The following is a 23,031-nucleotide window of genomic DNA, read 5'->3' on the forward strand; positions in this document are numbered from 1 at the left end:
GACGCCGGAGAGGACGCCCTTGGTGGAGCCTCGATGTCCCGCGCCGTCACAGGCGGCGGGCAGATGCTCGGACCGGCTCCGCGAGGGAGCGACGTGGTTTTGCATCGCTGACACCGCGCCCGCAAGTCCCCTTGCCGGTCCCGCCACGCTTTCCGGATCAGGATTTTCGGCCCGACTTGCGGGCAGGGGGCGGGCAAGGGTTCTGGCAGGGGGCGGGCCGAGGGTTCGGGCAAGAGTGCGGTCGAGCGAGGTTGTCGAGCGAGGTTGTCGTGGGCGCCGCCGCATGGGACAAGCCGCCCGCCGGGATCGAGGCGCTGCGCCGCGGCCGGCCCATATTCGGATCGGAAGAGGGGAGCGACGGTGGCCGAGGTCCCGCAACGTACGGGTGAGACCGCGACCGGAACCGCCGCGGGTGTCCGCGTCCGTGCTCCGGCGCGCCTCCATTTCGGCTTTCTCGATCTCAACGGCGGCCTCGGGCGCCGCTTCGGCAGCATCGGCCTCGCCCTCGACGCGCCGGCGGTGCAACTCGTCGCGCGCCCCGCCAAGCGCGTCGCCGCGACCGGTCCGGAGGCCGAGCGGGTGCGGGCCAACCTCCTGGCGGCGGCCTCCTATCTCGACGTGCCCGACACGGTGGCCGTCGAGGTCGAGGAGGCGATCCCGCCCCATGCCGGCTTCGGCTCGGGCACGCAGCTCGCGCTGGCGGTCGCCGCCGCCCTCGCGCGTCTCAACGGCCAGCCCTTCGCCCCCGCCGATTTCGCCGACGTGCTCGACCGCGGCAACCGCTCCGGCGTGGGGCTCGCCGCCTTCACCGAGGGCGGGCTGATCGTCGATGGCGGGCGCGACGATTCCGGCGCGCCGCCGCCGGTGATCGCCCGGCTGCCCTACCCGGAGGATTGGCGGGTCGTGCTGATCCTCGACGAGGCCATGACCGGCGTGCATGGCTCGCGCGAGACCGAAGCGTTCCGCGATCTGCCGCCCTTCGAGGCCGCCCAGGCCGCCGAGATCTGCCGCATCGTGCTGATGCAGATCCTGCCCGCCGCCGCGACCGCCGAGCCCACCGGCTTCGGCGCCGGCATCACCGAGATCCAGAAGCGCATCGGCGACCATTTCGCCCCGCACCAGGGCGGGCGCTACGCCAGCCCCGCGGTGGCGGAGGCGCTGGCGACCATCGCCCAGAGCGGCGTGCCGGGCTACGGCCAGAGTTCCTGGGGCCCGACCGGCTTCGCGCTGATGCCGTCTCAGGCGGAGGCCGAGCGGCTGGTGGCAAGTCTCGCCCGGCCGGGGCGGCTCCGCTTCGTCATCGCCCGCGGACGCAACGACGGCGCCTCGGTGACCGATCTTTAGATTTTTTTCTCCAGAACCGTTCCAGATAAACCCGCGCTTGACGGGCGCCGGTGCGATACGCTTTGCACCTGAAGCGGCCTTTTGAGACCGCGATCACGGGAGACGAACACCATGGCCCGCTCGATCCTGCACATGCTGACGCCGCTCAAGCACATGAGCCCGTTCGACGTGAACATGGCGATCGATGCCGGCTTCGAGACCCTGATCCCCTATACCGGCGTCACCCTGGCGGACGTGGTCTCGCTGACCCAGGACTCGATCTTCTCCCGCGCCCCGCAGGACGGCGTGCGCACCGGCATCTTCATCGGCGGCAAGAACGCCGAGGACGCCCTCGACATGGTGGACCGGGCCAAGAAGGCGTTCGTGCCGCCCTTCGTCAACCACGTCTTCGCCGATCCGGCGGGCTCCTTCACCACCGGGGCCGCGATGGTGGCCGAGGTGAACCGGGCGCTGAAGGCGAAGTTCGGCACCGATCTCAAGGGCAAGCGCATCGTCATCTTCGGCGGCGCCGGCGTCGTCGCCTACGTCGCCGCGGTGATCGGTGCACTGGAAGGCGCCCAGACCGTGCTGGTCGGCCATGACGGCGAGGAGCGCGTCTCGAAGATCGCCTTCACCATGAAGTGGCGCTTCGGCATCGAGGTCGGCGCCGTCGACGGCACCCTGCCCGAGGCACGCCGCGCCGCCATCACCGACGCCGACGTGATCCTCTCCGCCGGCCCCGCCGGCATCCCGATCCTGACGGCCGAGGATCTCGAATCCGCGCCCAAGCTCCTGGTCGCCTCGGACGTGAACGCCGTGCCGCCGGCCGGCATCGCCGGCATCGACGTCAACGCCAAGGACGTGCCGCTCCCGGTCGGCAAGGGCGTCGGCATCGGCGCGCTGGCGGTCGGCAACGTCAAGTACCAGACCCAGTGCCGCCTGTTCCGCAAGATGCTGGAAGCCGACGAGCCGCTCTGCCTCGACTTCCGCGACGCCTACACGCTCGCCGTCGAGATCGCGGGCTGACCACGCCGCGCATGAGGGAGGGCGGCGCGCTCCTGATCGCCGCCCAGTCCGGCCGGGCGCTGGCCCAGGCCGCGCGCCGGGCGGGTTTGCGCCCCTTCGTCCTCGACCTGTTCGGCGATGAGGACACCCTGGCGCTGGCCGAAGCCCACCGCCCGCTTCCCGGCCGCTTCGGTGCGGGGCGGCGGGACCGGGGCGCGGTGCTCGCGGGGCTCGAAGCCCTGGCTGCGGAGGCCGGAAGCGCGCCGCTCGGCGTGGTCCTCGGCAGCGGGTTCGAGGGCGCGCCCGCCCTGATGGCCGAGATCGCCGGCCGCTTTCCCCTGCTTGGGGCGACGCCGGCTGCGGTCGCCGCCCTGAAGGACCCCGCGGGCTTCGCCGCCCTGTGCGAACGCCTCGCGATCCCGCATCCGGCGATCACCCATGGGCCGCGTGGGACGCGGGTTCCCCTCCCCCTTGTGGAGAGGGACAGGGGTGGGGGTGGTGCAGAAGGCACCGCCGAGCCTCATCCGGCACCACCCCCACCTCCTCCCTCCTCCCCACGGGCGGGAGGGGAAGCGCCGCTTTCGGCTCGTCTTGCATCGGCGGAACGAGGAGCGTGGCTCCTCAAGCGTGCGGGCGGCTGCGGTGGCTCGCATGTCCGCCTCAGTGCCACCGGCACGGTGCCCCCCGGCCATTACCTCCAGCAAAAAGCCCCCGGCCGCGCCTTTGCCCTGAATTTCCTCAGCGACGGCACCCGCATCGAACCGCTGGCGCTGACCGAGCAGTGGCAGGTGCCCTCCCGCCTGCGCCCGTTCCGCTACGGCGGCGCGCTCGCCCGCGGCCGGGACGAGCCGCACCCGGTTGCCGCGCCCGTGCGGGAGGCCGTGATCGAGGCCGTCGGCCGGATCGTGCGCGCGACCGGTCTTGCCGGCCTCGCCAGCGCCGACCTGCTGATCGACGGCGACGATTGGCGTCTCCTCGAGATCAACCCGCGCCCCGGCGCGACTCTCGACGTGCTCGACCGGCGCCCGACACCCCTGCTTCTGGCGCATATCGAGGCGAGCCTCGGCCGCCTGCCGATTCCCGAAGCCGCGCCCCCGGATGCAACAGGCGCCGAGATCTGTTACGCGGCCCGGACTTACGCGGCGCTGCCGCCGTTCGACTGGCCGGATCACGTGCGGGACCGGCCGCGAGCGGGCATCCGCGTGGGGCGCGACGCACCGCTCTGCACGGTGACGGCGACCGGGCCGGATGCGGCGGCGGCGATACGGAATTTGCGGGCACGGGCGGATGCGCTCCGCGCCCGCCTCGACGACACGGAGAACAGGCATGAGTTCCAACACGACCGTCCCGAGCCTCAACGCGCTGGCGGGCCCGCTGGTCGAGAGCCTCGTCGCTGACGCGGCCAAGCTCCGGCTCGTCGTCGCGCAGGAGAACGGCGCGCGCACGGTCGATGCCGGCGCCAACGCCCGCGGCTCGATCGAGGCCGGCCGGCGCATCGCCGAGATCTGCCTCGGCGGCCTGGGCACCGTCTCGATCGCGCCGACCGGCCCGATCGCCTCGTGGCCCTATTCGGTCGTCGTCCATTCCGCCGATCCGGTGCTGGCCTGCCTCGGCAGCCAGTATGCCGGCTGGAGCCTCGCCGACGAGGAGGGCGATTCCGGCTTCTTCGCCCTGGGCTCGGGCCCGGGCCGCGCGGTCGCCGTGGTGGAGGAGCTCTACAAGGAGCTGAACTACCGCGACAACGCGAGCCAGACCGCCCTCGTGCTCGAATCGGCCTCGGCCCCGCCGGCCTCGGTCGTCCAGAAGGTCGCCGCCGCCACCGGCATCGCCCCGGAGAACGTCACCTTCATCTACGCCCCGACCCAGAGCCTGGCCGGCGCGACCCAGGTGGTCGCCCGCGTGCTGGAGGTGGCCCTGCACAAGGCCCACACCGTCGGCTTCGACCTACACCGCATCCTCGACGGCATCGGCTCGGCCCCGCTCTCGCCGCAGCACCCGGACTTCATCCAGGCGATGGGCCGCACCAACGACGCCATCATCTATGGCGGCCGGGTCCAGCTCTTCGTCGATGCCGACGATGCCGACGCCAAGCAGCTCGCCGAGCAGCTGCCCTCCACCACCTCGGCCGATCACGGCGCCCCCTTCGCCGAGATCTTTTCCCGTGTGAACGGCGACTTCTACAAGATCGACGGCGCGCTGTTCTCGCCGGCGGAAGCCATCGTGACCTCGGTCAAGACCGGCCACACCTTCCGCGGCGGCCGCCTGGAGCCGACGCTGGTGGACGCGTCGTTCACGTAAGAAGCGACGGCGATAACCCTTTCCCCCGCGGACCTCGGGCTTGCCCGAGATCCGCAAGATATCTGCCCAAGTCGGGCCAGCCCGACTTGAGGGGGGGAGGGGGCCTCGCGGATGCGAGGCGGGAGAGGGGAGCGACGCTTCCGGAGAGTCGTGTCGAATGCGGCCAAGCGGCGCCGTCGCTCCCCTCTCCCGATTCCCTTCGGGGGCCACGCTCCCCCCGCAGAAGGGGGGAGGGGGAGAAAAACGGAAAAAAGAATGCGCATCGGGCTCGCGGCCGACAACGGCAATTGGCACAAGGCGCGCCTGCGCGTGGCGCTCCAATCCTTCGGCGTCGAGCCGGTGCTGTTCTCCCTCGCCGACGTCGCCGTGGTGACGGGCGGGGGCGAGCCCCTGCGGGTGCCGGGCTTCGCCGACGGCCTGCCCGACGGCGTCCTCCTGCGCACCATCGCGGGCGGCACGTTCGAGGCCACCACCATGCGGCTCGGCGTGCTCCACGCCCTGGTCGCCTCCGGCGTCACGGTCTGGAACGGTCCCGTGGCCATCGAGCGCTCGGTGGACAAGGCCGCGACCTCGCTGCTGATCGCCCGCGCCGGCCTGCCGACCCCGGACACCTTCGTGGTCTCGAAGCGCGAGGCGGCGGCCGAGATCGTCGCCCGCGAGGCGCGGCCCGGCCGGCCGATCGTGCTCAAGCCGCTGTTCGGCTCGCAGGGCGAGGGGCTGATGCTCCTCGAAAGCCCCGACGACCTCCCGTCTCCGGAGACGGTGAGCGGCGTCTATTATCTCCAGCGCTACGTGCCGCGCCGCGACGGGCTGTGGCGCGACTACCGCGTCTTCGTCTGCGAGGGGCGGGCCATCGCCGGCATGATCCGTGAGGGCGACGGCTGGATCACCAACGTCCATCTCGGCGGCCGCCCCTTCGCCTGGGACGTGCCGGCCCGCGCCGCCGAACTCGCGGAGGCCGCCGCCGCCGCGGTCGGCGTCGACTACACCGGCATCGACCTCGTCGAGGACGGGGAGGGCGGCTTCCTCGTGCTGGAGGTCAACTCCATGCCGGCCTGGTCCGGCCTGCAGCAGGTGACCGAGGTGGACATCGCGAGCGCGGTCGCCCGCGGCTTCCTCAACGCCGTGCGTGCCGCCCGCCCGCCGCGGCTCCTCTCGGCGCTCGGATGAGCGCGGGTCTGCCCGCCGCGACGGTGGCCGGCCTCTACCGCGCCGCCTGCCTCGCCGAACTCGACGCGCTCAAGCCCGGCAACGTCCACGCCTACGCCCCCGGCCACCGCATGGTGACGGCCGATTTCGTCACCAGCGCCGAGGTGTCGGCGCCCCCGCTCGCCGCCCGAGGAGCGCGGGTCGGCGCGCGGGTGCGCGGCGGCGTCGAGGCGACGATGGAAGCCGTCGGCCAGAACACCAATCTCGGCATCCTGCTGCTCTGCGCGCCGCTGGCCCGCGCCGCGGAAGAGGACGCGCCCCTGTCCGACGCGTTGTCCTCCGTACTCGCCGGTTTCGATGCCTCGGACGCATCGGACGTCTTCGCCGCGATCCGCCGCGCCAATCCCGGCGGCCTGGGCCAGGCCGCGCGCCACGACGTGACCGACACCGCCGCCGTCCCGCCGCTCAGGGACGCGATGGAGGAGGCGGCCCCGCGCGACCGCATCGCCCGCGCCTATACCGACGGCTTCGCCGACCTCTTCACGATCGGCCTGCGGGCCCTCGCGAAGGCGCGCGAAACAGGACTCGCCGCACCCTGGACCACCACCGCGGTGCATCTCGCCTACCTGACCACGGTCCCGGACAGCCACATCGCCCGCAAGCACGGCCCCGACCGCGCCGAGGCCGTGCGGGCTGAGGCCGCGACGCGATTGCGCGGGCTCGACCTCGCGCAGGACAACGCCGTCGCGGTGCTGCTCGATTACGACCGCGCGCTGAAAGCCGCCGGCCTCAACCCCGGAACGAGCGCGGATTTCACGGTCGCGACCCTGTTCCTCGAGACCCTGCTATGCGCCCGCGGCGAGGCTGCGTGACCCGCGCCCGCGAAGGAACGATGTTCGGTCCCGTCAAGGCCCCTCGGGGTCCAAAAAATCGCCGATTTCCGGGTCTGGCGCGGGTTGTTCGGGGCAAAGGCCCGCTGTAGGGTCCGCGCCGCTATCCGGGCTAACCGGCTCGGCCCCCTGCCGGGCGCCGCGAACAAGGATGGCCTTCGGCCCCGCCTCCTCTCAGGGCGGGCCTTTTTTCCATGAATTCAGGGAGAGACCCCGAATGGCCAAGATCAACAAGCTTCAGGTCGGCGAAGCCCTCGTCGGTGACGGCAACGAAGTCGCCCACATCGACCTCATCATCGGACCGCGTGGTTCGGCCGCCGAGACCGCCTTCGCCAACGGCCTGGTCAACAACAAGCACGGCTTCACCAGCCTGCTCGCCGTGATCGCGCCGAACCTGCCGTGCAAGCCGAACACCCTGATGTTCAACAAGGTCACCATCAACGACGCCCGTCAGGCCGTCCAGATGTTCGGCCCGGCCCAGCACGGCGTCGCGCTCGCCGTTCAGGACGCCGTCGCCGAGGGCATCATCCCGGCGGACGAGGCTGACGACGTGTTCGTGCTCGTCGGCGTGTTCATCCACTGGGAAGCGGCCGACGACGCCAAGATCCAGAAGTACAACTACGAGGCCACCAAGCTGTCGATCCAGCGCGCCGTGAACGGCGAGCCGAAGGCCGCGACCGTGACCGAGCAGCGCAAGTCGGCGACCCACCCCTTCGCCGCCAACGCTTAGATCGGACACAGTCCTGGGCAGAGCGAGCCTCCGCCCGCACCGCGGGGCCTGCTCCAGCGACTGGCTTCGATCTTCCTTGGACGTTGATGGATTGGGACGGCTTCGGCCGTCCCTTTCTTTTTGGGCGGATGCCGCTCAGCGCAGCCGGCCGTCATGGATCGCCGAGGCGACCAGGGCGCCGGCCGCACCGGCCGCCGTCAGCCGCGCCACGTCCTGCGGTCCGCGCACGCCGCCCGCCGCGTAGACGCTTCGGCCTTCCGCCCGCGCCACGGCCTGCGAAACCCGCGAAAGATCGGGGCCGGTGCCGGTGCCGACGCGGGCCAGCGTCATCACGATCACCGCCTCGGGCCACGCGCTGGCGTCGTCATGGAGAGCGTCCGGGCCCAGCCGCTCCGCCCCGCGGCTGTCGAGGGAGAGCACGGCGCGGTTTCCCAAGGCCCGCGCGAGCGAATCGTCCCGCTGGCTCTCGCTGCCGATCACCGGGCGCCCGAGCCCCGTGGCGAGGAACCGCTCGACCGCAGCCGTTTCCGAGAACCCCGCATCGACCCACAGCCCGACGCCGGGACAGGCCCGGGCGACCGCCTCCAGGCTGGCGCGGTCGGGCTCGGTCCCGTCCATGATCGCGTCGAGATCGGCGACGTAGAGGAGGTCGGCGTCCACCGCATCGAGCAGGCCGCGGGCGACGTCCGCCGGCGCCGAACCCCTGGCCAAGGGGGTCACGATCGGGGCATAGGCATCACGCTCGCCCGCACGGGCGCGCACCACCGCGCCGTGGCGCAGATCGATCACCGGGATCAGGCGGAACGGCGCCGCCCGACCTTGCAGAGCGTGAGACATCGCGTGAACCGGAACGGGACCAGAATCGTCGGGTGGGACCTCGGCGGGGTGCATGTCAAGGCGGCGCTGATCGAGGGCGGCCGCGTGATCGAGGCGGTGCAGGCGGCCTGTCCGCTCTGGCGCGGGATCCCGGCCCTCGACCGGACGTTTTCGGAACTGCCCGCGTGGGCGCGCGGCGAGGCCGACCACGCCGTCACCATGACGGGCGAGCTCACCGACTGCTTCGCGGATCGGGCGGACGGCGTCGAGAAGCTGTCGGAATGGGCCGCCGCCACCTTGAAGGGACGCGTGTGCATCTATGCCGGGAGCGCCGGCTTCGTCGCGGCTGAGGGCGCGAAGAGCGTCGCCGAAAAGATCGCTTCCGCGAACTGGCACGCCACGGCCGCCCTCGTCGGCCGCTGCCTGCCGCGCGCGCTCCTGGTCGATATCGGCTCGACCACCGCCGACCTGATCCCGATCGTCGAGGGGCACCCCGCCGCCACCGGCTACAGCGACGCCGAGCGGCTGGAGACCGGCGAGCTCGTCTATACCGGCGTCGTCCGCACGCCGATCCTGGCCTTCGCCACCCACGCGCCCTGGCGCGGGCGGCGCACCGCGCTGATGGCCGAGACCTTCGCCACCGCGGCCGACATCCACCGCCTCACCGGCGACCTGCCGGAGGGCGCCGACCAGCAGCACAGCGCCGACCTCAAGGGCAAGTCGCTGGCCGAGACCGAGACGCGGCTGGCCCGCATGGTCGGCCGCGACCGGGGGGAGGGGACGAGCGAGGAATGGCGCGCCTTGGCCGCCTGGTTCGCCGAGGCGCAGCTGCGCCCGCTGCACGACGCCGCCTCGGTCTTGCTGTCGCGGCCCGATCTGCCGGCGGACGCCCCGCTCGTCGTGTGCGGGGCGGGCCGCTTCCTGGCCGAGCGGCTGGCCGGTCGCCTCGGGCGCGCGGCGGTGCCGCTTGCCGGCCTGATCGCCGACCGCGTGGCGGCCGAGGGGACCGAATGGGTGTCCACCTGCGGCCCGGCGGTGGCGGTCGGGTTGATCGCCTGAGGTGGGTTGATTGCCGGAGTATCGTCCCGAAAGGTGGTTTCCGGCTTTCGGAAGAAGACGATGCGGCACAAGGATCGAGAGGATCGCCCTGGATCCGATATCCAAGACGATCCTCTTGAGGAAGTTGTCCCGTCCCGCGCGTGGAGCGGGACGAAACGAGGAGAGGGGAAGAATGACGGTCGCCCAAAAACTCACCCGCATCCTGGCGACGCGCACGGGTGCCGAGATCGAGTTGGCCTTCGTCACAGAGGATGGTCGCACCACGAAGGTGCTGGCGAGCGAGGATCAGGTCGATCGGCTGGTGGACGAGTTGGAGGACATCCTGAACTCCCCCGGCGAGGACGATTCCGGCGAGCCGCCCGCCGCCGCCTGAGCGATCGAGCCTCGTCCCGAAAGCCGGTGTCCCACCTTTCGGGCCGAGGCTCTCCGTTGTTCTGCCGCATCGGCCTTTTCCGAAAGCCGGTGTCCCACCTTTCGGGCCGAGGCTCTATCGCAAGAAGTCGCCGAACGAGCGCGGCCCGTCACCGGTCGCGATGGTGGCGATCACCTTGAGGCTCGACGGGTCGATCAGGCTCAGGGCGTTGTCGCCCCAGTTGGCGACCACCACGGTCCGGCCGTCGCGGGTGGCGGCGATGCCTTCCGGATGGTCGCCGACATCGACCGTGCCGAGTTTCGTCATCGTGGCGGGGTCGAAGGCCGTCACGGTGTTGGAATACTGGTCGGTCACGAAACCGCGGCCTTGGGCGAAGGCGATGACGTAGGGTCGCTGGCCGGTGCCGACGCGCCCGGTCTCGCGGCCCGCCGCGATGTCGATGGCCGAGACGTCGTCGGACAGGACGTTGGCCGTGTAGGCGCGGGTGCCGTCGGGCGAGAGCGTCAGGCCGAACGGGTGGGTGCCGACGGCGATGCGCCGCGTCTCCTTGCGGGTGGCCACGTCGATCACCGAGACCGAATCGGATTCGCGGTTGGCCACGAGCAGCGTCGCCCCGTCCGGCGTCACGGCGATGCCCGAAGGCGATTTGCCGGTGGCGATCTCGCCGTCGAGGCTCAGGCCCTCGGGCGTGGGGCGCAGCACGAACACCCGCTCGGCGAACCAGTCGGCGACGTAGACCTCGCCGCTCATCGGATTGACGCCGATGCCGAGGGGGCCGCCGGGCAGGCCGAGTTCGGACAGGACCTTTTGCGCGTCGAGGTCGATCACCGTGACGCCGTGGCCCTCGGGCCGCGTAACGTAGGCCCGCTTCCGGTCGGGGGAGAGGGCGATGCCGGCGGGCGCACCCGCGACGGGGATCGTGTGCAGGATTGTCCGGGTCGCCAGATCGACGATCTCGACGGCGTTGCCGAGCTGCGTCGTGACGAGGGCTTCCTGGGCCGGAGACGGGGTGGCCGCAAGCAGAGCCATCAGGGGCAGGCACAGGGCGATGGACGGCACCAACCGCCTCCCCACGGGTGGGGGAGGCGTGGGGCGGCGCGCTTGGCCGAGCATCGTCATCGAGCGCGCCGCCTGCATCATCTGAGAACCTACGAGCCCTTCTCGGCCTTGGCCTTCACGTTCTCCAGACCCGCCTTGTAGAGGCCGAGCACGGCCTTCTTGGCGGCCTCGTCGCTCAGGTCCGGCGGCGGATCGTTGTTCATGTAGCCGCGGTAGAACGCGCCGCGCCACGTCATCTTGGACTTGGTGCCGTCGCCCTCGACCTCGATGGTGGAGGAATAGTCGTTCACCGGCAGCACCTTCACGTCGACCTTGTCGATCCGGTACATGAAGGTCTTCTTCTCGGCGTCGTACTTGGCGAGCTCTTCGTCGACCGTGGCGCCGCCCTTAAGGGTCAGCGTGCGGGTCGCCTTGACCTCGTTGCCGCCCTTGCCCTCGGTCTTCTCGACGACCGGGATCCAGCTGCCGTCCTGGAAGTTGCCGACGATCGCCCAGACCTTGTCGGCCGGGGCGTTGATCTCGATCGACTCCGAGACCTTCTGGCGGGTCGGGCCGTGGGCCTGGGCCGCGAAGGTCACCGTGGCCAACGCCGCGACCGCGGCGAGCGTCCGAAACTGCATCTCTCGTCTCCTCCCCAGCGCCGCAGGTGCGGCGCGGTCTCACCCTTCTGACGAAGTGTCACCCACACATTGATCGCCGCGACGGCTTCGCCAGGGGGGCGCCCCGGCGATCGCGGTGAAATCTGTGGGCGGTGGCGGGCCGGCCCTCAGGAGCCGCCCTTCTCAAGCCGCGCCTTGAGGGTCCCAAGGCTGGCCTGAATCCAGGCCCGCACCGCCTTCTCCGAGTTCTCGTCGTTGAGGGCGGGCGGGGGATCGTTGTTGGGGTAGCCGCGATAGAACGCGGCCTTCCACTCGACGCGGGACGCCGCCTCGCCCTCGGGCACGACCGAAACGGTCGCCGAATAGTCGTTGGCCGGCAGGTCCGCGACGTCGTTCTTGGTGAGGTAATAGGCGAAGCTGCGCGCCTCGGCGTCGAGCTTGCGGCTCTCCTCGACCAGGGTGTGGCCGTTGTCCAGCGTGAGCCGGTAGGTCGGCTTCTTCTGATCCTCGGTCACCGCCTCGGCCCTGACCACGTGGGCGATCCACGTGGCGTCGGTCGGGTTGCCGACGACCGCCCAGACCTTGTCGGCCGGGGCCTGGATCGTGACGCTCTCGACCACCTTGCGGCGGGTCGGCGCGTGCTGGGCGCTCGCCGCGGTGGCGGTGGCGGCCAGCGCTGCGGCGGCGAGGAAGACGGTTCTGATCATGGAAGGCTCCTCCGGCCTGCTCACGCCTTGAGGACCCGCTCGCTGCGCCCGAGGGCGGCGGCAACCTTGTCCTCGATCCAGTCCCAGGCCTCGCGCTCGGCGGGACCGGCGGTCTTCTGGATGGCGATGGCGTGGTAGGCCATCTCGGTCAGGATCTTGTCGGGTTCCAGCATGTGGAGCCGGGTCGAGAGGATCGCGGCCTCGATCACCGCGCCTTGCGCCCGGTTATAGCCGATGAACGGCACGTGGCTCTGCGCGTGGACCATACGGCCCCGGTAACGCGGGCGGGTCTCGTCGTCCTCGATCCCCGCCACCTCGAACTCGGCATGGCCGAAGCACTCCGCGAGGCGCTTGCCCGGAATCCGGTCGCAATCCACCACCGGCCAGTCGCGCCGCCCCGTGACGACGCCGGCGATCACCCGCACGTCGCTGGGGGCCGAGGCGCAGAAATAGGGCCGCTCGGTCAGGTTGGTGATGGTCGGCGAGGGCCGGAACGGGGCGAGCACGAAATCCTCGCCCTCGCGGATCAGGCCGAACGGCACGAGGTGCATGGCGCCGTCCGCCGAGAGGGTGGTGACGACGGTCTCGAGAATCAGCGGCATCGGTTCAGCTCCGCTCCTCGTCCGGCACCAGCCGGCCGCAGACGATGCGTGCAGCCTTCGGCTCGCTGAGCGGATCGCGCAGCGCGGCCTCGCCCCGGCCGGTTTCGATCTCGGGCCGGGCCGCATCCTGTTCGGCCGGGATCGCCGCGGCGCGCTCGGCCGCCGGCGCGGCGGGGCCGCTATGGCTCGTATGCGCCGCCTTCTTGGTCGGCCCGGCCTGCTTGAAGGCGGTGGTGTCCTGCGCCTCGCGGTCGGCGGCGCAGCCCCAATCGAGCGGCTCGTCCTGCACGTAGCGTTTGCCCAGCCGAAACGCGGTCTCGGCCTTGGTCAACTCGCCGCCGAGATAGAAGGCGTGAGCGCCGTCGCTCTCCACGCTCAGATCGGGGAAGAACGCCATGGCGTCGGTGCCGGTCTTGTGGATGTCGCGGTTGAAGACGTGGATGCCGTCCTCGGCGACCGCGATGCGGTAGTTCGGATCGCGGACCTCGGCGGCCTGAGCGGCGATCTCGTCGGGGGTCTGGACGAAGGGGCGCTTGTCGTGAAGGGCCAGGAGTTCCCGCCCATAGCCCTTCGGCAGGGCCGCGTCGGCTTTGGCCGCATACATCACGCGCCGCGCCGCATCGTGCTCCTCGACGGTGCGGCGCGTGTGGTTGGAGACCTGCACGATCAGCACGTTGCCGATGGACAATTCCGAGCACATGCCGACAAGCAGAGCCGTGACGCCGAGGCTATCGGCCTCGGTGAGTTCGGTGAGGTTGCCGGTGCCCATCATCATGGCGATGTCGGGCCAGCGGGCGCGGATGTCGCGGTAGCGGACGATCGAGTCGACGAAGCCGAAATGGATCGGCTCCAGGATCGGGTCGGCCAGAAATGGTTTTCCGGCCTTCACCATCCGCTCGATGGCTCGATCCAGCGAGGGCAGGTCGTCGGGCCGCATCGGCACGAGGACGGGCACCGCCTCGGTCTCGAAGGCGAGGTCCAGCGTCTCCTCGTTGAGGCTGAGCAGGTAGTCCGCTCCGGCCCTGGCCCCGCGGGTGAGTTCGTCCAGCGAGAAGGAATCGACGCTGACCTTCAGCCCGGCGGCCTTGAGGCCGCGCACGCTCTCTTCGAGATGGGGGAACTCGGTGTCGGGCAGCCCGCCGAGATCGATCACGTCGGCGCCCTTGGCGGCGAGCGCCAGGCCCTTCGCGACGATCTCGTCCGGCGTCATCTTCGAGGCATCGACGATCTCGGAGAAGATGCGCAGGTCGTGACGCGTCAGATCGACCTTGCGGGCGGTGAGCCCGAGATAGGCCGGCAGATCGACCACCTCGTCGGGGCCCCGCTCCACGGGGAGGCCGAAATGCAGGCTCAGCGCTTCCGGGTTCGCGCGGCAGCGGCCGGGCAGGACGATGCGGGTGGCGCCCTCGGGCATCGTCACGCGGCGCTTGATGATCTCTTCCGTCATCAGCGCCGCGACCTTCACGCCGGCGTCCGCGATCGACCAGACGTAGCGCTCGGCCGGCAGGGTCGCGGCGACCTTTTCGAGGCGGGCATGGGCCAGCTTGCCGGTGATGAAGACGAGGTGGTCGGGCGCGCTCATGCGGCCTCACTGACGGATTCGGGGCCGCGCACCACGATTCGACCGGGGTAGCGGGCGGCAAACAGCGGGAAGGCCGCGTCCACCAGCCCCGCGGCGGCGAGTGCCTGCGGGTCGGCGGCCGGCACCGGCGCGGATTTTTCGAGGATGCAGCGCTCGGCGCCGAGCCGCGTCGCGAGCCAGAGCGCGAGGCTGTCGGAGGTGACCGCCCAGCTCTCCGGGATGTCGGGGCACCCTGCCTTCAGCGCGGTTGGGTCCCAGACGACGGATCGGCTTTGGGCGAGGGCGTCGGCCACGGCGTCGAGGCTCGCGGCGACGGTGAGGCGCGGTTCGAGACAGCAAAAAACCTCGGCCATGCGGCCCATGGCGTCGAGGGCGAGGCGGTGGGCCAGCGCGTCGTCGAAGCCGAGGGCGGATTGGGCCGTGCGCACCGCGTCGGCGAAGGGGCCGCCGCCGGGGACGATGGCGACGTTTATCATGGCGCAGTCGCCGAGGAGGGTGCGCAGGCGCGCGCTGTCGGTCAAAAGGCTGCCGCCGAGTTTGACGACAGCAAAAACCCTCCCCCCTCTGCGGGGGAGGGTGCCTCGCGGATGCGAGGCGGGAGAGGGGAACCCCGCTTCCGGTGAATTCACCTGCGATGGCGGCCGAGCGGCACTGTCGCTCCCCTCTCCCGATCCGCTTCGCGGGCCACCCTCCCCCGCGGAGGGGGGAGGGTTATGGGCGTCGTGCTTCATCACGCGGCGTCGGCGCGGCGCGGCATCCGCAGCGCGGCGACGGCCTCAAGGATGCGGGCCTCGTCCAGCCCCTGGCGCCGGTCGCCGCCGCGGCACAGGCCACCGCGGAAACCGAGATAGTCCGGCCTGAGCGCGGCGAGCGCCGGGATGTCGGCGAGCCGCAGGGAGCCGGCGAGGCCGCTGATCAGGCCGGTGGCGCGGCAGGCGGCGACGAAAGCGGCGAGGGTCTCAACCGACAAGACATCGCGCAGGCCGGTGCCGCGCTTGCCCCGCGTGTCGATCATCGCCCCGGAAAACCCCGCCGCCGCGAGGCGCGCCGGGAGATCGTCCACCTCGAAAAAATCCTCGGCGAAGACGACGCCGATCAGCCGGCCCGGCGCCGCGGCGGCGGCCTCCGCGAGGGCGGCGTCGGAGGCGGTGCCGACCGCGATCTTGATCCAGCGCGGCCCGGCCTCCGCCATCGCGGCGACCCCCCCCGCGAGGTCGGTCCCGCTGCCGTCGCCCGCGACCGCACTGGTGATCGCCCGCCCGTCGATCGTCGCGACGATCGCCCGCACCGTCGTGGCCGGCAGGGCGCCGAGCGCGCCGCGCTCGGGATCCTTGGCGTCGATCAGGTCGGCGCCCGTGCGCAAGGCGAGGCGCGCCTCCGCGGCGTCGCGGACGCTGACGAGGAGGCGGACGGGGGGGCGATCCTGAGACACGGGAACGCTTAAACGCTCGGACGGGGCGCCTGCGCAAGTCCTCTCGGGAGCATACGGGGTTCGCCGAAAAGCGTTACGACCGCCCCGGCAGCGGCTCGGCCAGCAGGCGGTTCTTCACGATCCAGCGCACGGCGTGCGACCAGTCGTCGTCGGTGTTGGCCCGGATCGTCACCTGCCCCTGGCGCACCACCTTGCCGCTCTCGGCCTCGGAGATGGTGATCACGAGGTTGAACAGCTGATTGGCGCCCTTGTCGGCGAACGAGGTCACGGCGAGTTCGGCGCCGAGCGCCTTGGCGATCGGGCCGGTGCAGCCGTTGCACTTGTAGAGCGGGCTTTCCTTGCGAAGCTCCTCCGCCTGGGGCGCCAGATCGACGCTCTCGATCCCGGCTTTCTCGGAGAGCTGCGCCTTCAGCACGTCGGTGACGAGGCCCAGCCGCTTCTGGTCGGCCGGCGGGTTCTTGCGGCCGTAGGCGAGCGTCGGGTCGTTCATCTCGGCGGGGAAGATCGCGGCCTTGCGAGCCTCCTCGGCGAGAGCGGTGCCGGTGAGCGCCGGCAACAGCACCAGAGCCGCCAGGGCGTGACAGCGGACGGCCGAACGGGCGCGCAGTCTCATGGGGAAAGCCTCGACGTCTCGGCGCGGCGCGAGGGGCCGCACGGCAAAATATCTCGGGCGACCGGAGGATTTGGCAACGGGCGGCGTGCTTCGTCCCGCCGGGCTCACGCATTTGTACGCCGCCCATGTCTTAGAAAAATCTTATGTTTTCGCCGTTGAGGCGGCCGGGGCAATGTTGCTAGCGTTGTGCCCGCATGCGCGTTTCCCCGTCTCTCCTCCTCGCCCTCGCGTTTCTCGCGGGAATCCCGACCGCCCAGGCGCAGGAGCCGGAGGCGCCAGCCGGTGCGTCGCCGCCGGCCCCGGCCCCGCAGGCCGGCGGCGATACGCATATCGCGATGATCTATCGGCCGGTCCCGGCCCCGTCTTCGTACGACGCCGAGGCCGAACCCGAGGATCTGGGCGTCGCCGGTGCCCGGATGGCGGTGAAGGACAACAACACCACCGGCCGCTTCACCAAACAGACCTACGCCCTCGACGAGGTGGCGCTGGAGGCGGGCCAGGACGCGGTCGCGGCGGCCAAGGATCTGGCGGCCAAGGGCGTGAAGTACTTCGCCCTGACCCTGCCGGCGGAGGAGGTGCTGGCGGTGGCCGACGCCCTCAAGGATCAGGACATCGTGATCCTCAATGCGGGCGCCCCCGACGACCGCCTGCGTGGAGCCGATTGCCGGGCCAACGTCTTCCACACGATCCCCAGCCGGGCCATGCAGACCGACGCGCTGGCGCAGTACATGACACTGATGCGCTGGCGGAAGATCTTCCTGATCGTCGGCCCGACCGAGCGCGACAAGGCCTATGCCGACGCGTTGAAGAATTCGGCCAGGAAATTCGGCCTCAAGATCACCGCGGAAAAGCCCTGGACCTTCGGCCCGCTGGCCAAGGCACGGGGCGACACGCCGACCCGGGCCGAGGCGATGGTGTTCACCCGCGGCCTCGACTACGACATGGCGATCGTCGCCGACGAGGAGGGCGACTGGGGCGACTACGTCCCGTTCCGCACCGTCGATCCGCGCCCTGTGGGGGGCACGCAGGGGCTGATCGCCACCACTTGGCACCCGACTCTGGAGACCTGGGGCGCGGCCCAGGCGCAGAACCGCTTCCGCCGCCAGACCGGCCGGCTGATGCGGCCCCTCGATTATCAGGCCTGGGCGGCGATCCGCACCGTCGGCGAGGCGGCGACGCAGAAGAAGACCACGGATGTGGGCGTGCTGCGCCCTTATCTGACGACGCCGGACTTCTCGCTGCCGGCCTACAAGGGCGTCTCGCTCACCTACCGCCCCTGGGACCACCAGCTGCGCCAGCCGGTGATCGTGGTGCAGCCGAAAGCCATGGTCTCGGTGGCTCCCGAACAAGGCTTCATCCACCAGCGCACCCCTCTCGACACGCTGGGCACCGACGAGCCGGAGACGACGTGCAAGCTGAAGTGAGCCGGGCTTGATCCGCGCCACGGTGTGGCAATCCACCGCCCGGCCCAAGCGGGTGGGCGCGCCAATTTTTCCTTTGTGCCGGGCGCCCTACTTCGCCATCTCGGCCTGAGGAAACGACTCGAACCAAGGCGCGTCCAAGCGCCGGAACGACAGGGAGGAAGCCGATGGTCGCTCGCGTCAGGGCGGGACTGGGTGTGGCGGCGCTCGCAGGCGTCTGGCTTGCGGGCGCGCAGGGCGCGCAGGCCTTCACCGCCTACGTCACCAACGAGAAGGCCAACACCGTCTCGGTGATCGACACCACGACCATGGCGGTGACCGCGACGTGGAAGGTCGGGCGCCGGCCCCGCGGCGTGACGCTGTCGAAGGACGACAAGGAGCTGTTCGTCTGCGCCAGCGACGACGACCGCATCGACGTGCTCGACACCGCCACCGGCAAGGTGGTGCGCTCGCTGCGCTCCGGCCCCGATCCGGAGCAGTTCATCCTCGATCGCAGCGGCAACCCGCTCTACGTCGCCAACGAGGACGACAGCCAGGTCACCATCCTCGACATCGAGAAGAACAAGGTGCTCGCCGAGATCCCGGTCGGCGTCGAACCGGAGGGCATGGGCCTGTCGCCGGACGGCAAGATCCTGGTGAACACGTCCGAGACCACCAACATGGCCCACTTCATCGACACCAAGACCTTCGAGGTGATCGACAACGTGCTGGTCGATGCGCGCCCCCGCTTCGCCGAGTTCTCGAACGACGGCAAGATCCTCTGGGTCTCGGCCGAGGTCGGCGGCACGGTGTCGATCATCGACACCGGCACCCGCAAGGTCATCAAGAAGATCAGCTTCAAGATCCCCGGCGTCACCGACGAGCAGATCCAGCCGGTCGGCGTGCGGCTGACCAGCGACGGCGCCAAGGCCTTCGTCGCGCTGGGCCCGGCCAACCGCGTGGCGGTGATCGATGCCAAGACCTACGAGGTGCAGAAGTACCTGCCGGTCGGCCAGCGCGTCTGGCAGCTCGCCTTCACGCCCGACGAGAAGCAGCTCTTCACCACCAACGGCACGTCGAACGACGTCTCGGTGATCGATGTCGAGGCGCTGAAGGTGGTGAAAAGCATCCCCGTCGGCCTGCTGCCCTGGGGCGTGGCGATCTCGAAGAAATAAGCCGGCAAAGAACGTTCTGGGAGGAAACCACATGGCATGGACCACGCGCCTCGGCCTCGCCGCCGCGGCCCTGATGCTGGCGGCCGCGCCCGCCAGCGCCCTCGACCTGACGAAGAAGCGCCAGAACCTGCCCGACCTCGTTCTCGGCAACGAGGAGGGCAACGACTTCGTGGTGGAGAACCGGGACATCGAGCTGGAGGCCGGCAAGGCCTACCGCCTGCGGATCGTCGCCAAGGGCCGGCAGGAATACAAGTTCTACGCGCCCGAGTTCTTCCGCTACATCTGGCTCAATCAGATCGTGATCGAGCACAAGGAGATCCACGGCGGCGGCCCGCCCGATCACCTCGAATTCGACGATCCCGGCGAGATCGCCATCGAGTTCGTGGCGATCAAGCCCGGCGAGTACCGGTGGTATGCGCAGGGGCTGGAGGAGAAGGGCATGGCCGGCAAGATTTCGGTGAAGTGAGATGATGAACCTCGCCAAAATCACCAGCATTGCGCTCGTCCTGCTCGCCACCCCCGCGCTCGCCGACGACAAGGCCGACTGCGCGGCCGGCATCGCCGACATCAAGGCCAAGGTCGCGGCGCTTGCCCCCGACGCCGTCCCGCAAAAACTGAAAAAGGCCCTGCGGGTGGCCGAGCGCGAGCAGGGCGAGGGCGAGTTCGACGAGTGCGTGGAGGCCCTCGACGACGCCAAGCGGGCGCTGCCGCGATGAGCGCAGCCCTGGAGGTCGCGAACGTCGGCCACCGCTTCGGCCAGCGTGCCGCGCTCTCGGACGTGTCGATCACGGTGGAGCGCGGGCGCTTCATGGCGCTGCTCGGGCCCAACGGCGCGGGCAAGACCACGCTGTTCTCGGTGATCACGCGGCTCTACAACAACCAGGAGGGCCGGGTGTCGATCCTCGGCCATCCCCTCGACCGGGAGCCGTCCCGCGCTCTCGCTCGGCTGGGCGTGGTGTTCCAGGCGCGAACCCTCGACACCGACCTCACCGTCGCGCAGAACCTGCACTACCACGCGAGCCTGCACGGCATCGCCCGCAAGGCGGCCCGCGCCCGCATCGAGCAGTTGCTCGCCCGCGTCGGCCTGTCGGAGCGGCGCGACGACAAGATCCGGACGCTGTCGGGCGGCCAGTCCCGGCGCATCGAGATCGCCCGCTCGCTGATCCACGAGCCGCGCCTGCTGCTGCTCGACGAGCCGACGGTGGGCCTCGATCTCGAATCCCGCGCCGACATCGTCGCCATCGTCCGCGCCCTGGTGCGCGAGGAGGGCCTGTCGGTGCTGTGGGCGACCCACATTTTCGAGGAAATCTCGCCTGAAGACGACGCGGTGGTGCTGCACAAGGGCCGCATCGTCGCCCGGGGCAAGGCTGGCGAGATCGGCGCGCCGGGCGAGACCCTGGAGGCCGCCTTCCGCCGCCTCGTCTCCGAGCCGGGCAAGCCGACCGGAAAGGTTGCCGCATGAGCGCCCCTTCGAACCCCGCCGTGGCGGCGCCCGCGGACGCAGGCGCCAAGCCGGTGCCCCATGCCGGCCGGCTCGACGCCGTCGGCTACCTGATCGCGCTCGGCGGAATCGTCCGCCGCGAGCTGCTGCGCTTCTTCAATCAGAAGGAGCGGTTCTTCTCCGCGCTGGTGCGCCCGCTGGTCTGGCTGTTCATCTTCGCCGCGGGTTTCCGCAACACGCTCGGCGTTTCGATCACGCCCCCTTACGAGACCTACGTGCTCTACGAGGTCTACGTCGTGCCGGGGCTCGCGGTGATGATCCAGCTGTTCAACGGCATGCAATCGTCGCTGTCGATGGTCTACGACCGCGAGGTCGGCTCGATGAAGGTGCTGCTCACCTCGCCCTATCCGCGCTGGCTGCTGCTCTTGGCCAAGCTGATCGCGGGCGTCTGCGTCTCCATCGTCCAGGCCTACGCCTTCCTCGCCATCGCGTATTTCTGGGAAACCGACATCCCGACGGTCGGCTACTTCACCGCCCTGCCGGCCTTCCTGGCCGCCGGGATGATGCTCGGCGCCATCGGCCTGTTCCTGTCCTCGCTGGTGCGGCAACTGGAAAACTTCGCCAGCGTGATGAACTTCGTGATCTTCCCGATGTTCTTTGCCTCTTCCGCCCTATATCCGCTCTGGCGCATCCGGGAATCGAGCGATTCGCTCTACTGGATCTGCCAGGCCAACCCGTTCACCCACGCCGTCGAGCTGGTGCGCTTCGCTCTCTACGGGAAGTTCGAGCCGCTGAGCTTTGCGGTCGTGATCGGGACCGGCCTCCTGTTCTTCACGCTCGCCGTGATCGCCTACGACCCGGGCCGGGGAATCATGGCCCGTCGCGGCGGACCGGCCGGCGAAACTCCGTGAGAGGATTTTTATGCGCTCGACCCTTCCGCTGACCCTCCTGCTGGCGCTCGCCGCCGGGCCGGCGCTCGCCCAGCCGAAGCAGGACCCCGACTGGCCCTGCGCCCAGCGCCGGGTGCCGACCATCGGCTACGGTGCGGTCTGGACCGGGCCGGACCCGACCGCGGCCGCCAGCGACTGGGGCAACGACCGCGAGGCGGCGCAACTCGCCCGCAAGCTCGCCTCCCGCCGCACGGAACTGCGCGAGGCCGACACCCTGATCGACGAGTTCGTTGAAAAGATCGATCCGGCCGAGAAGGAGAAGCGCCTCACACACGTCTTCGCCGGCGTCTACGAGATCATCACCGGCGAGCGCTCGACGGTGATGAACGGCATCGTCCGTTACGCCCAGGGACAGCGGCGGCTGGCCGAGCGCATCCGCGACGAGGCCGACAAGGTCAGCGAGCTCAAGGACGCGCCGGACAACGACACCACCAAGGTCGCCTCGAAGGAAGTCGCGGAACTGGAGACCAAGTTCGCCTGGGACCGCCGCATCTTCGACGAGCGCAACCAGTCGGTTTCCTACGTCTGCGAGGTGCCGACGCTCCTGGAGCAGCGCCTGGGCGAGATCGCCAAGCGCATCCAGGCGAAGCTCTGACGCCCGCGCCTCACGGGCAATAGCGCAGCGGACGGCCGAACGGGTCGTCGTAGCCGAGGCCGGGGCGGAAGCCGTAATAGCTCGGCTTGCCCAGGCCATAGGCCGAGCCGACATAGCTCGGATCGTCGGGCGCATCGGTCGGCACCGGCGCCATTCGCGGCGCGCAACCCGCGAGCCGCCGCGGCGGGGGCAGACGCTCCCCGATGGAATCGCCCTCGGCGCGGGGGAAGAACCGCGGCGCCGGCGGGCCGGGCACCGGACCGAGATCGAGCAGGTCGGCGGCCTGCGCCGGCGTGCCGGCCAGGACGAGAAGGGCCACCGCCCACGACCGCCCGCCCGTCATCGCCGCTCCCCCGCGCAAGAACCCAAGAAGCCGTCGCAGTTTATGGTGAACGGTTCGTTACCGCGCCCCCGCCGGGCCGGTGACCGCGAAGCCGAGGAAGCCTGCGCCGGCTGTAACGGGCGGAGCCTCGTTCACCCCCGCGGATAGACGATGATCGACAGATAGGTCGTCGGCGTCTTCAACAGCTTCGCCGGACCGTGCAGACCGTTCGAATCGAACATCAACGCGTCGCCGGGGCCGAGGTGATAGTCGAGGCCGGAATGGTGATACACCACCTCGCCGGTCAGCATGTAGATGAACTCCGTGCCGACATGGCGGAAGCTGGTATAGGCCTCGGCCTCTTCCTGCAGCGTGATCAGGTAGGGCTCGACCACCACGTCGCCGCGGATGCCCGCGCCGAGCAGTTCGTAGATGTGGCCGACCTTGGTGCCGCGCCGCTCGATCAGCACGCCCTGGCCGCTCTTCACGTGGGAGCAGTCGCGCGTCTCCTCGAAGGCGGCGAACAGCGCCGTGATCGGCACGTTGAGCGCCAGCGCGATGGCGTTGATCGAGGCGAGCGAGGGCGAGATCGCCCCGTTCTCGATCTTCGAGATCATGCCCGGCGAGATGCCCGCCGCGGCCCCCAGATCGGCCACCGACAGGTCGCGCTCGCGCCGCAGCACCCGCACCTGATGGCCGAGCGCCTTCTCCAGCGGCCGTTCTTCCGCAATCGGCGCGTTCGAGGCGGTGTTCAGTATGGGGCCCGCAGTCACCGTCTCACTCTCCGGTCGGCAAGCCCGCACTATGGAACGTGGCGTGGCAGGCCGCCAGTGAAGCACCGGTCGCAGCGGGCCGGTTCCACCACCGGATCGAGGCGCGATCCGATGAGCGAGTTTCTCATCAAGAAATTT

Annotated in this window: 27 protein-coding genes; 16 read left to right on the plus strand and 11 right to left on the minus strand. The window is 70.4% G+C overall.

Annotation, left to right across the window (positions count from 1 at the left end; genetic code table 11):
• Positions 1 to 360: 360 nt before the first annotated feature.
• From BM140_RS04865 to fae, 7 genes are all read left to right on the plus strand, one after another.
• Entirely contained in the window at positions 361 to 1,344 is a 984-nt protein-coding gene (locus tag BM140_RS04865) for a beta-ribofuranosylaminobenzene 5'-phosphate synthase family protein (RefSeq protein WP_091942530.1), read from the plus strand.
• A 111-nt stretch (positions 1,345 to 1,455) separates the two neighbouring features.
• The gene (gene mtdB / locus BM140_RS04870) at positions 1,456 to 2,349 is read left to right on the plus strand and encodes an NAD(P)-dependent methylenetetrahydromethanopterin dehydrogenase (RefSeq protein WP_091942532.1); all 894 of its coding nucleotides are present in this window, start codon (positions 1,456 to 1,458) and stop codon (positions 2,347 to 2,349) included.
• 11 nt (positions 2,350 to 2,360) lie between these two features.
• Complete coding sequence (locus BM140_RS04875; RefSeq protein WP_244535295.1) at positions 2,361 to 3,725, plus strand: ATP-grasp domain-containing protein; 1,365 nt, start codon at positions 2,361 to 2,363, stop codon at positions 3,723 to 3,725.
• Positions 3,655 to 4,626 (plus strand): methenyltetrahydromethanopterin cyclohydrolase, encoded by a 972-nt coding sequence (mch, locus tag BM140_RS04880; protein ID WP_091942534.1) that lies wholly within the window; start codon positions 3,655 to 3,657, stop codon positions 4,624 to 4,626. Before BM140_RS04875 ends, mch begins: the two co-directional genes overlap by 71 nt.
• 255 nt (positions 4,627 to 4,881) lie before the next feature.
• Positions 4,882 to 5,796 carry an ATP-grasp domain-containing protein gene (locus BM140_RS04885; RefSeq protein WP_091942536.1) on the plus strand — a complete coding sequence of 305 codons (915 nt, stop codon included), beginning with the start codon at positions 4,882 to 4,884 and terminating at the stop codon, positions 5,794 to 5,796.
• The gene (locus BM140_RS04890; protein WP_091942538.1) at positions 5,793 to 6,647 is read left to right on the plus strand and encodes a triphosphoribosyl-dephospho-CoA synthase; all 855 of its coding nucleotides are present in this window, start codon (positions 5,793 to 5,795) and stop codon (positions 6,645 to 6,647) included. The genes BM140_RS04885 and BM140_RS04890 overlap by 4 nt, the downstream gene beginning before the upstream one ends.
• A 235-nt stretch (positions 6,648 to 6,882) precedes the next feature.
• On the plus strand, positions 6,883 to 7,395 hold the full coding sequence (fae, locus tag BM140_RS04895) for a 5,6,7,8-tetrahydromethanopterin hydro-lyase (protein ID WP_091942542.1): 513 nt from the start codon (positions 6,883 to 6,885) through the stop codon (positions 7,393 to 7,395).
• A gap of 135 nt (positions 7,396 to 7,530) precedes the next feature.
• On the opposite strand, the gene BM140_RS04900 is transcribed toward fae, so the two are convergent.
• Positions 7,531 to 8,232, minus strand: a complete 702-nt coding sequence (locus tag BM140_RS04900; RefSeq protein ID WP_091942544.1) for a HisA/HisF-related TIM barrel protein — start codon at positions 8,230 to 8,232, stop codon at positions 7,531 to 7,533.
• A gap of 3 nt (positions 8,233 to 8,235) precedes the next feature.
• Here BM140_RS04900 and BM140_RS04905 point away from each other — a divergent pair, with 3 nt between their 5' ends.
• Positions 8,236 to 9,270: a hydantoinase/oxoprolinase family protein gene (locus tag BM140_RS04905; RefSeq protein WP_091942546.1), complete on the plus strand. Its 1,035-nt coding sequence runs from the start codon at positions 8,236 to 8,238 to the stop codon at positions 9,268 to 9,270.
• Between the two features lie 172 nt (positions 9,271 to 9,442).
• On the plus strand, positions 9,443 to 9,643 hold the full coding sequence (locus BM140_RS04910) for a hypothetical protein (RefSeq protein ID WP_091942548.1): 201 nt from the start codon (positions 9,443 to 9,445) through the stop codon (positions 9,641 to 9,643).
• Positions 9,644 to 9,757: 114 nt separating this feature from the next.
• On the opposite strand, the gene BM140_RS04915 is transcribed toward BM140_RS04910, so the two are convergent.
• The 8 genes from BM140_RS04915 to BM140_RS04950 form a co-directional block, all read right to left on the minus strand.
• Complete coding sequence (locus BM140_RS04915; RefSeq protein ID WP_091942746.1) at positions 9,758 to 10,672, minus strand: YVTN family beta-propeller repeat protein; 915 nt, start codon at positions 10,670 to 10,672, stop codon at positions 9,758 to 9,760.
• Positions 10,673 to 10,791: 119 nt separating this feature from the next.
• Positions 10,792 to 11,322, minus strand: a complete 531-nt coding sequence (locus BM140_RS04920) for an SRPBCC family protein (RefSeq protein WP_091942550.1) — start codon at positions 11,320 to 11,322, stop codon at positions 10,792 to 10,794.
• 146 nt (positions 11,323 to 11,468) lie between these two features.
• Positions 11,469 to 12,008, minus strand: coding sequence for an SRPBCC family protein (locus tag BM140_RS04925; RefSeq protein WP_091942552.1), 540 nt, complete (start codon positions 12,006 to 12,008; stop codon positions 11,469 to 11,471).
• Between the two features lie 20 nt (positions 12,009 to 12,028).
• Positions 12,029 to 12,610: a DUF447 domain-containing protein gene (locus tag BM140_RS04930; protein ID WP_091942554.1), complete on the minus strand. Its 582-nt coding sequence runs from the start codon at positions 12,608 to 12,610 to the stop codon at positions 12,029 to 12,031.
• A 4-nt stretch (positions 12,611 to 12,614) separates the two neighbouring features.
• Positions 12,615 to 14,192 carry a DUF6513 domain-containing protein gene (locus BM140_RS04935; protein WP_091942556.1) on the minus strand — a complete coding sequence of 526 codons (1,578 nt, stop codon included), beginning with the start codon at positions 14,190 to 14,192 and terminating at the stop codon, positions 12,615 to 12,617.
• Positions 14,189 to 14,713: an amino acid kinase family protein gene (locus tag BM140_RS04940; protein ID WP_091942558.1), complete on the minus strand. Its 525-nt coding sequence runs from the start codon at positions 14,711 to 14,713 to the stop codon at positions 14,189 to 14,191. The genes BM140_RS04935 and BM140_RS04940 overlap by 4 nt, the downstream gene beginning before the upstream one ends.
• 209 nt (positions 14,714 to 14,922) lie before the next feature.
• Positions 14,923 to 15,624: a (5-formylfuran-3-yl)methyl phosphate synthase gene (locus BM140_RS04945; RefSeq protein WP_091942560.1), complete on the minus strand. Its 702-nt coding sequence runs from the start codon at positions 15,622 to 15,624 to the stop codon at positions 14,923 to 14,925.
• A 73-nt stretch (positions 15,625 to 15,697) separates the two neighbouring features.
• Positions 15,698 to 16,237, minus strand: a complete 540-nt coding sequence (locus BM140_RS04950; protein WP_091942562.1) for a DUF3280 domain-containing protein — start codon at positions 16,235 to 16,237, stop codon at positions 15,698 to 15,700.
• 194 nt (positions 16,238 to 16,431) lie between these two features.
• On the opposite strand from BM140_RS04950, the gene BM140_RS04955 reads away from it, so the two are divergent.
• The 7 genes from BM140_RS04955 to BM140_RS04985 all read left to right on the plus strand — a co-directional run bounded on the left by BM140_RS04955 (position 16,432) and on the right by BM140_RS04985 (position 21,798).
• The gene (locus BM140_RS04955) at positions 16,432 to 17,661 is read left to right on the plus strand and encodes an ABC transporter substrate-binding protein (protein ID WP_091942564.1); all 1,230 of its coding nucleotides are present in this window, start codon (positions 16,432 to 16,434) and stop codon (positions 17,659 to 17,661) included.
• A gap of 164 nt (positions 17,662 to 17,825) precedes the next feature.
• Positions 17,826 to 18,812, plus strand: a complete 987-nt coding sequence (locus BM140_RS04960; RefSeq protein WP_091942566.1) for a YVTN family beta-propeller repeat protein — start codon at positions 17,826 to 17,828, stop codon at positions 18,810 to 18,812.
• A 31-nt stretch (positions 18,813 to 18,843) separates the two neighbouring features.
• Positions 18,844 to 19,278 (plus strand): cupredoxin domain-containing protein, encoded by a 435-nt coding sequence (locus BM140_RS04965; protein WP_091942568.1) that lies wholly within the window; start codon positions 18,844 to 18,846, stop codon positions 19,276 to 19,278.
• A gap of 1 nt (position 19,279) precedes the next feature.
• Entirely contained in the window at positions 19,280 to 19,528 is a 249-nt protein-coding gene (locus tag BM140_RS04970) for a hypothetical protein (RefSeq protein ID WP_425287040.1), read from the plus strand.
• Positions 19,525 to 20,274, plus strand: coding sequence for an ABC transporter ATP-binding protein (locus BM140_RS04975; RefSeq protein WP_091942570.1), 750 nt, complete (start codon positions 19,525 to 19,527; stop codon positions 20,272 to 20,274). The genes BM140_RS04970 and BM140_RS04975 overlap by 4 nt, the downstream gene beginning before the upstream one ends.
• On the plus strand, positions 20,271 to 21,164 hold the full coding sequence (locus BM140_RS04980) for an ABC transporter permease (RefSeq protein WP_091942572.1): 894 nt from the start codon (positions 20,271 to 20,273) through the stop codon (positions 21,162 to 21,164). The genes BM140_RS04975 and BM140_RS04980 overlap by 4 nt, the downstream gene beginning before the upstream one ends.
• A 10-nt stretch (positions 21,165 to 21,174) precedes the next feature.
• Positions 21,175 to 21,798 (plus strand): hypothetical protein, encoded by a 624-nt coding sequence (locus BM140_RS04985; RefSeq protein ID WP_091942574.1) that lies wholly within the window; start codon positions 21,175 to 21,177, stop codon positions 21,796 to 21,798.
• Between the two features lie 10 nt (positions 21,799 to 21,808).
• Here BM140_RS04985 and BM140_RS04990 read toward each other — a convergent pair whose 3' ends face one another.
• Both BM140_RS04990 and BM140_RS04995 read right to left on the minus strand, forming a co-directional pair.
• Positions 21,809 to 22,141 carry a hypothetical protein gene (locus BM140_RS04990; RefSeq protein ID WP_091942576.1) on the minus strand — a complete coding sequence of 111 codons (333 nt, stop codon included), beginning with the start codon at positions 22,139 to 22,141 and terminating at the stop codon, positions 21,809 to 21,811.
• Positions 22,142 to 22,272: 131 nt separating this feature from the next.
• A complete protein-coding gene (locus BM140_RS04995; protein ID WP_091942750.1) occupies positions 22,273 to 22,878 on the minus strand; it encodes a helix-turn-helix domain-containing protein in 606 nt (201 codons plus the stop codon).
• Positions 22,879 to 23,031 lie beyond the last annotated feature (153 nt).

The organism is Methylorubrum salsuginis, from assembly GCF_900114375.1.
In the GTDB taxonomy this organism is placed as follows: Bacteria; Pseudomonadota; Alphaproteobacteria; order Rhizobiales; family Beijerinckiaceae; genus Methylobacterium; species Methylobacterium salsuginis.

Bases quoted from the DNA above. Each gene is read 5' to 3' on its own strand.
- mtdB (WP_091942532.1), top strand. From the start codon at position 1,456: ATGGCCCGCTCGATCCTGCACATGCTGACGCCGCTCAAGCACATGAGC.
- BM140_RS04875 (WP_244535295.1), top strand. From the start codon at position 2,361: ATGAGGGAGGGCGGCGCGCTCCTGATCGCCGCCCAGTCCGGCCGGGCG.
- mch (WP_091942534.1), top strand. From the start codon at position 3,655: ATGAGTTCCAACACGACCGTCCCGAGCCTCAACGCGCTGGCGGGCCCG.
- BM140_RS04885 (WP_091942536.1), top strand. From the start codon at position 4,882: ATGCGCATCGGGCTCGCGGCCGACAACGGCAATTGGCACAAGGCGCGC.
- BM140_RS04890 (WP_091942538.1), top strand. From the start codon at position 5,793: ATGAGCGCGGGTCTGCCCGCCGCGACGGTGGCCGGCCTCTACCGCGCC.
- fae (WP_091942542.1), top strand. From the start codon at position 6,883: ATGGCCAAGATCAACAAGCTTCAGGTCGGCGAAGCCCTCGTCGGTGAC.
- BM140_RS04900 (WP_091942544.1), bottom strand. From the start codon at position 8,232: ATGTCTCACGCTCTGCAAGGTCGGGCGGCGCCGTTCCGCCTGATCCCG.
- BM140_RS04910 (WP_091942548.1), top strand. From the start codon at position 9,443: ATGACGGTCGCCCAAAAACTCACCCGCATCCTGGCGACGCGCACGGGT.
- BM140_RS04915 (WP_091942746.1), bottom strand. From the start codon at position 10,672: ATGGCTCTGCTTGCGGCCACCCCGTCTCCGGCCCAGGAAGCCCTCGTC.
- BM140_RS04920 (WP_091942550.1), bottom strand. From the start codon at position 11,322: ATGCAGTTTCGGACGCTCGCCGCGGTCGCGGCGTTGGCCACGGTGACC.
- BM140_RS04925 (WP_091942552.1), bottom strand. From the start codon at position 12,008: ATGATCAGAACCGTCTTCCTCGCCGCCGCAGCGCTGGCCGCCACCGCC.
- BM140_RS04930 (WP_091942554.1), bottom strand. From the start codon at position 12,610: ATGCCGCTGATTCTCGAGACCGTCGTCACCACCCTCTCGGCGGACGGC.
- BM140_RS04935 (WP_091942556.1), bottom strand. From the start codon at position 14,192: ATGAGCGCGCCCGACCACCTCGTCTTCATCACCGGCAAGCTGGCCCAT.
- BM140_RS04950 (WP_091942562.1), bottom strand. From the start codon at position 16,237: ATGAGACTGCGCGCCCGTTCGGCCGTCCGCTGTCACGCCCTGGCGGCT.
- BM140_RS04955 (WP_091942564.1), top strand. From the start codon at position 16,432: ATGCGCGTTTCCCCGTCTCTCCTCCTCGCCCTCGCGTTTCTCGCGGGA.
- BM140_RS04960 (WP_091942566.1), top strand. From the start codon at position 17,826: ATGGTCGCTCGCGTCAGGGCGGGACTGGGTGTGGCGGCGCTCGCAGGC.
- BM140_RS04965 (WP_091942568.1), top strand. From the start codon at position 18,844: ATGGCATGGACCACGCGCCTCGGCCTCGCCGCCGCGGCCCTGATGCTG.
- BM140_RS04970 (WP_425287040.1), top strand. From the start codon at position 19,280: ATGATGAACCTCGCCAAAATCACCAGCATTGCGCTCGTCCTGCTCGCC.
- BM140_RS04975 (WP_091942570.1), top strand. From the start codon at position 19,525: ATGAGCGCAGCCCTGGAGGTCGCGAACGTCGGCCACCGCTTCGGCCAG.
- BM140_RS04980 (WP_091942572.1), top strand. From the start codon at position 20,271: ATGAGCGCCCCTTCGAACCCCGCCGTGGCGGCGCCCGCGGACGCAGGC.
- BM140_RS04985 (WP_091942574.1), top strand. From the start codon at position 21,175: ATGCGCTCGACCCTTCCGCTGACCCTCCTGCTGGCGCTCGCCGCCGGG.
- BM140_RS04990 (WP_091942576.1), bottom strand. From the start codon at position 22,141: ATGACGGGCGGGCGGTCGTGGGCGGTGGCCCTTCTCGTCCTGGCCGGC.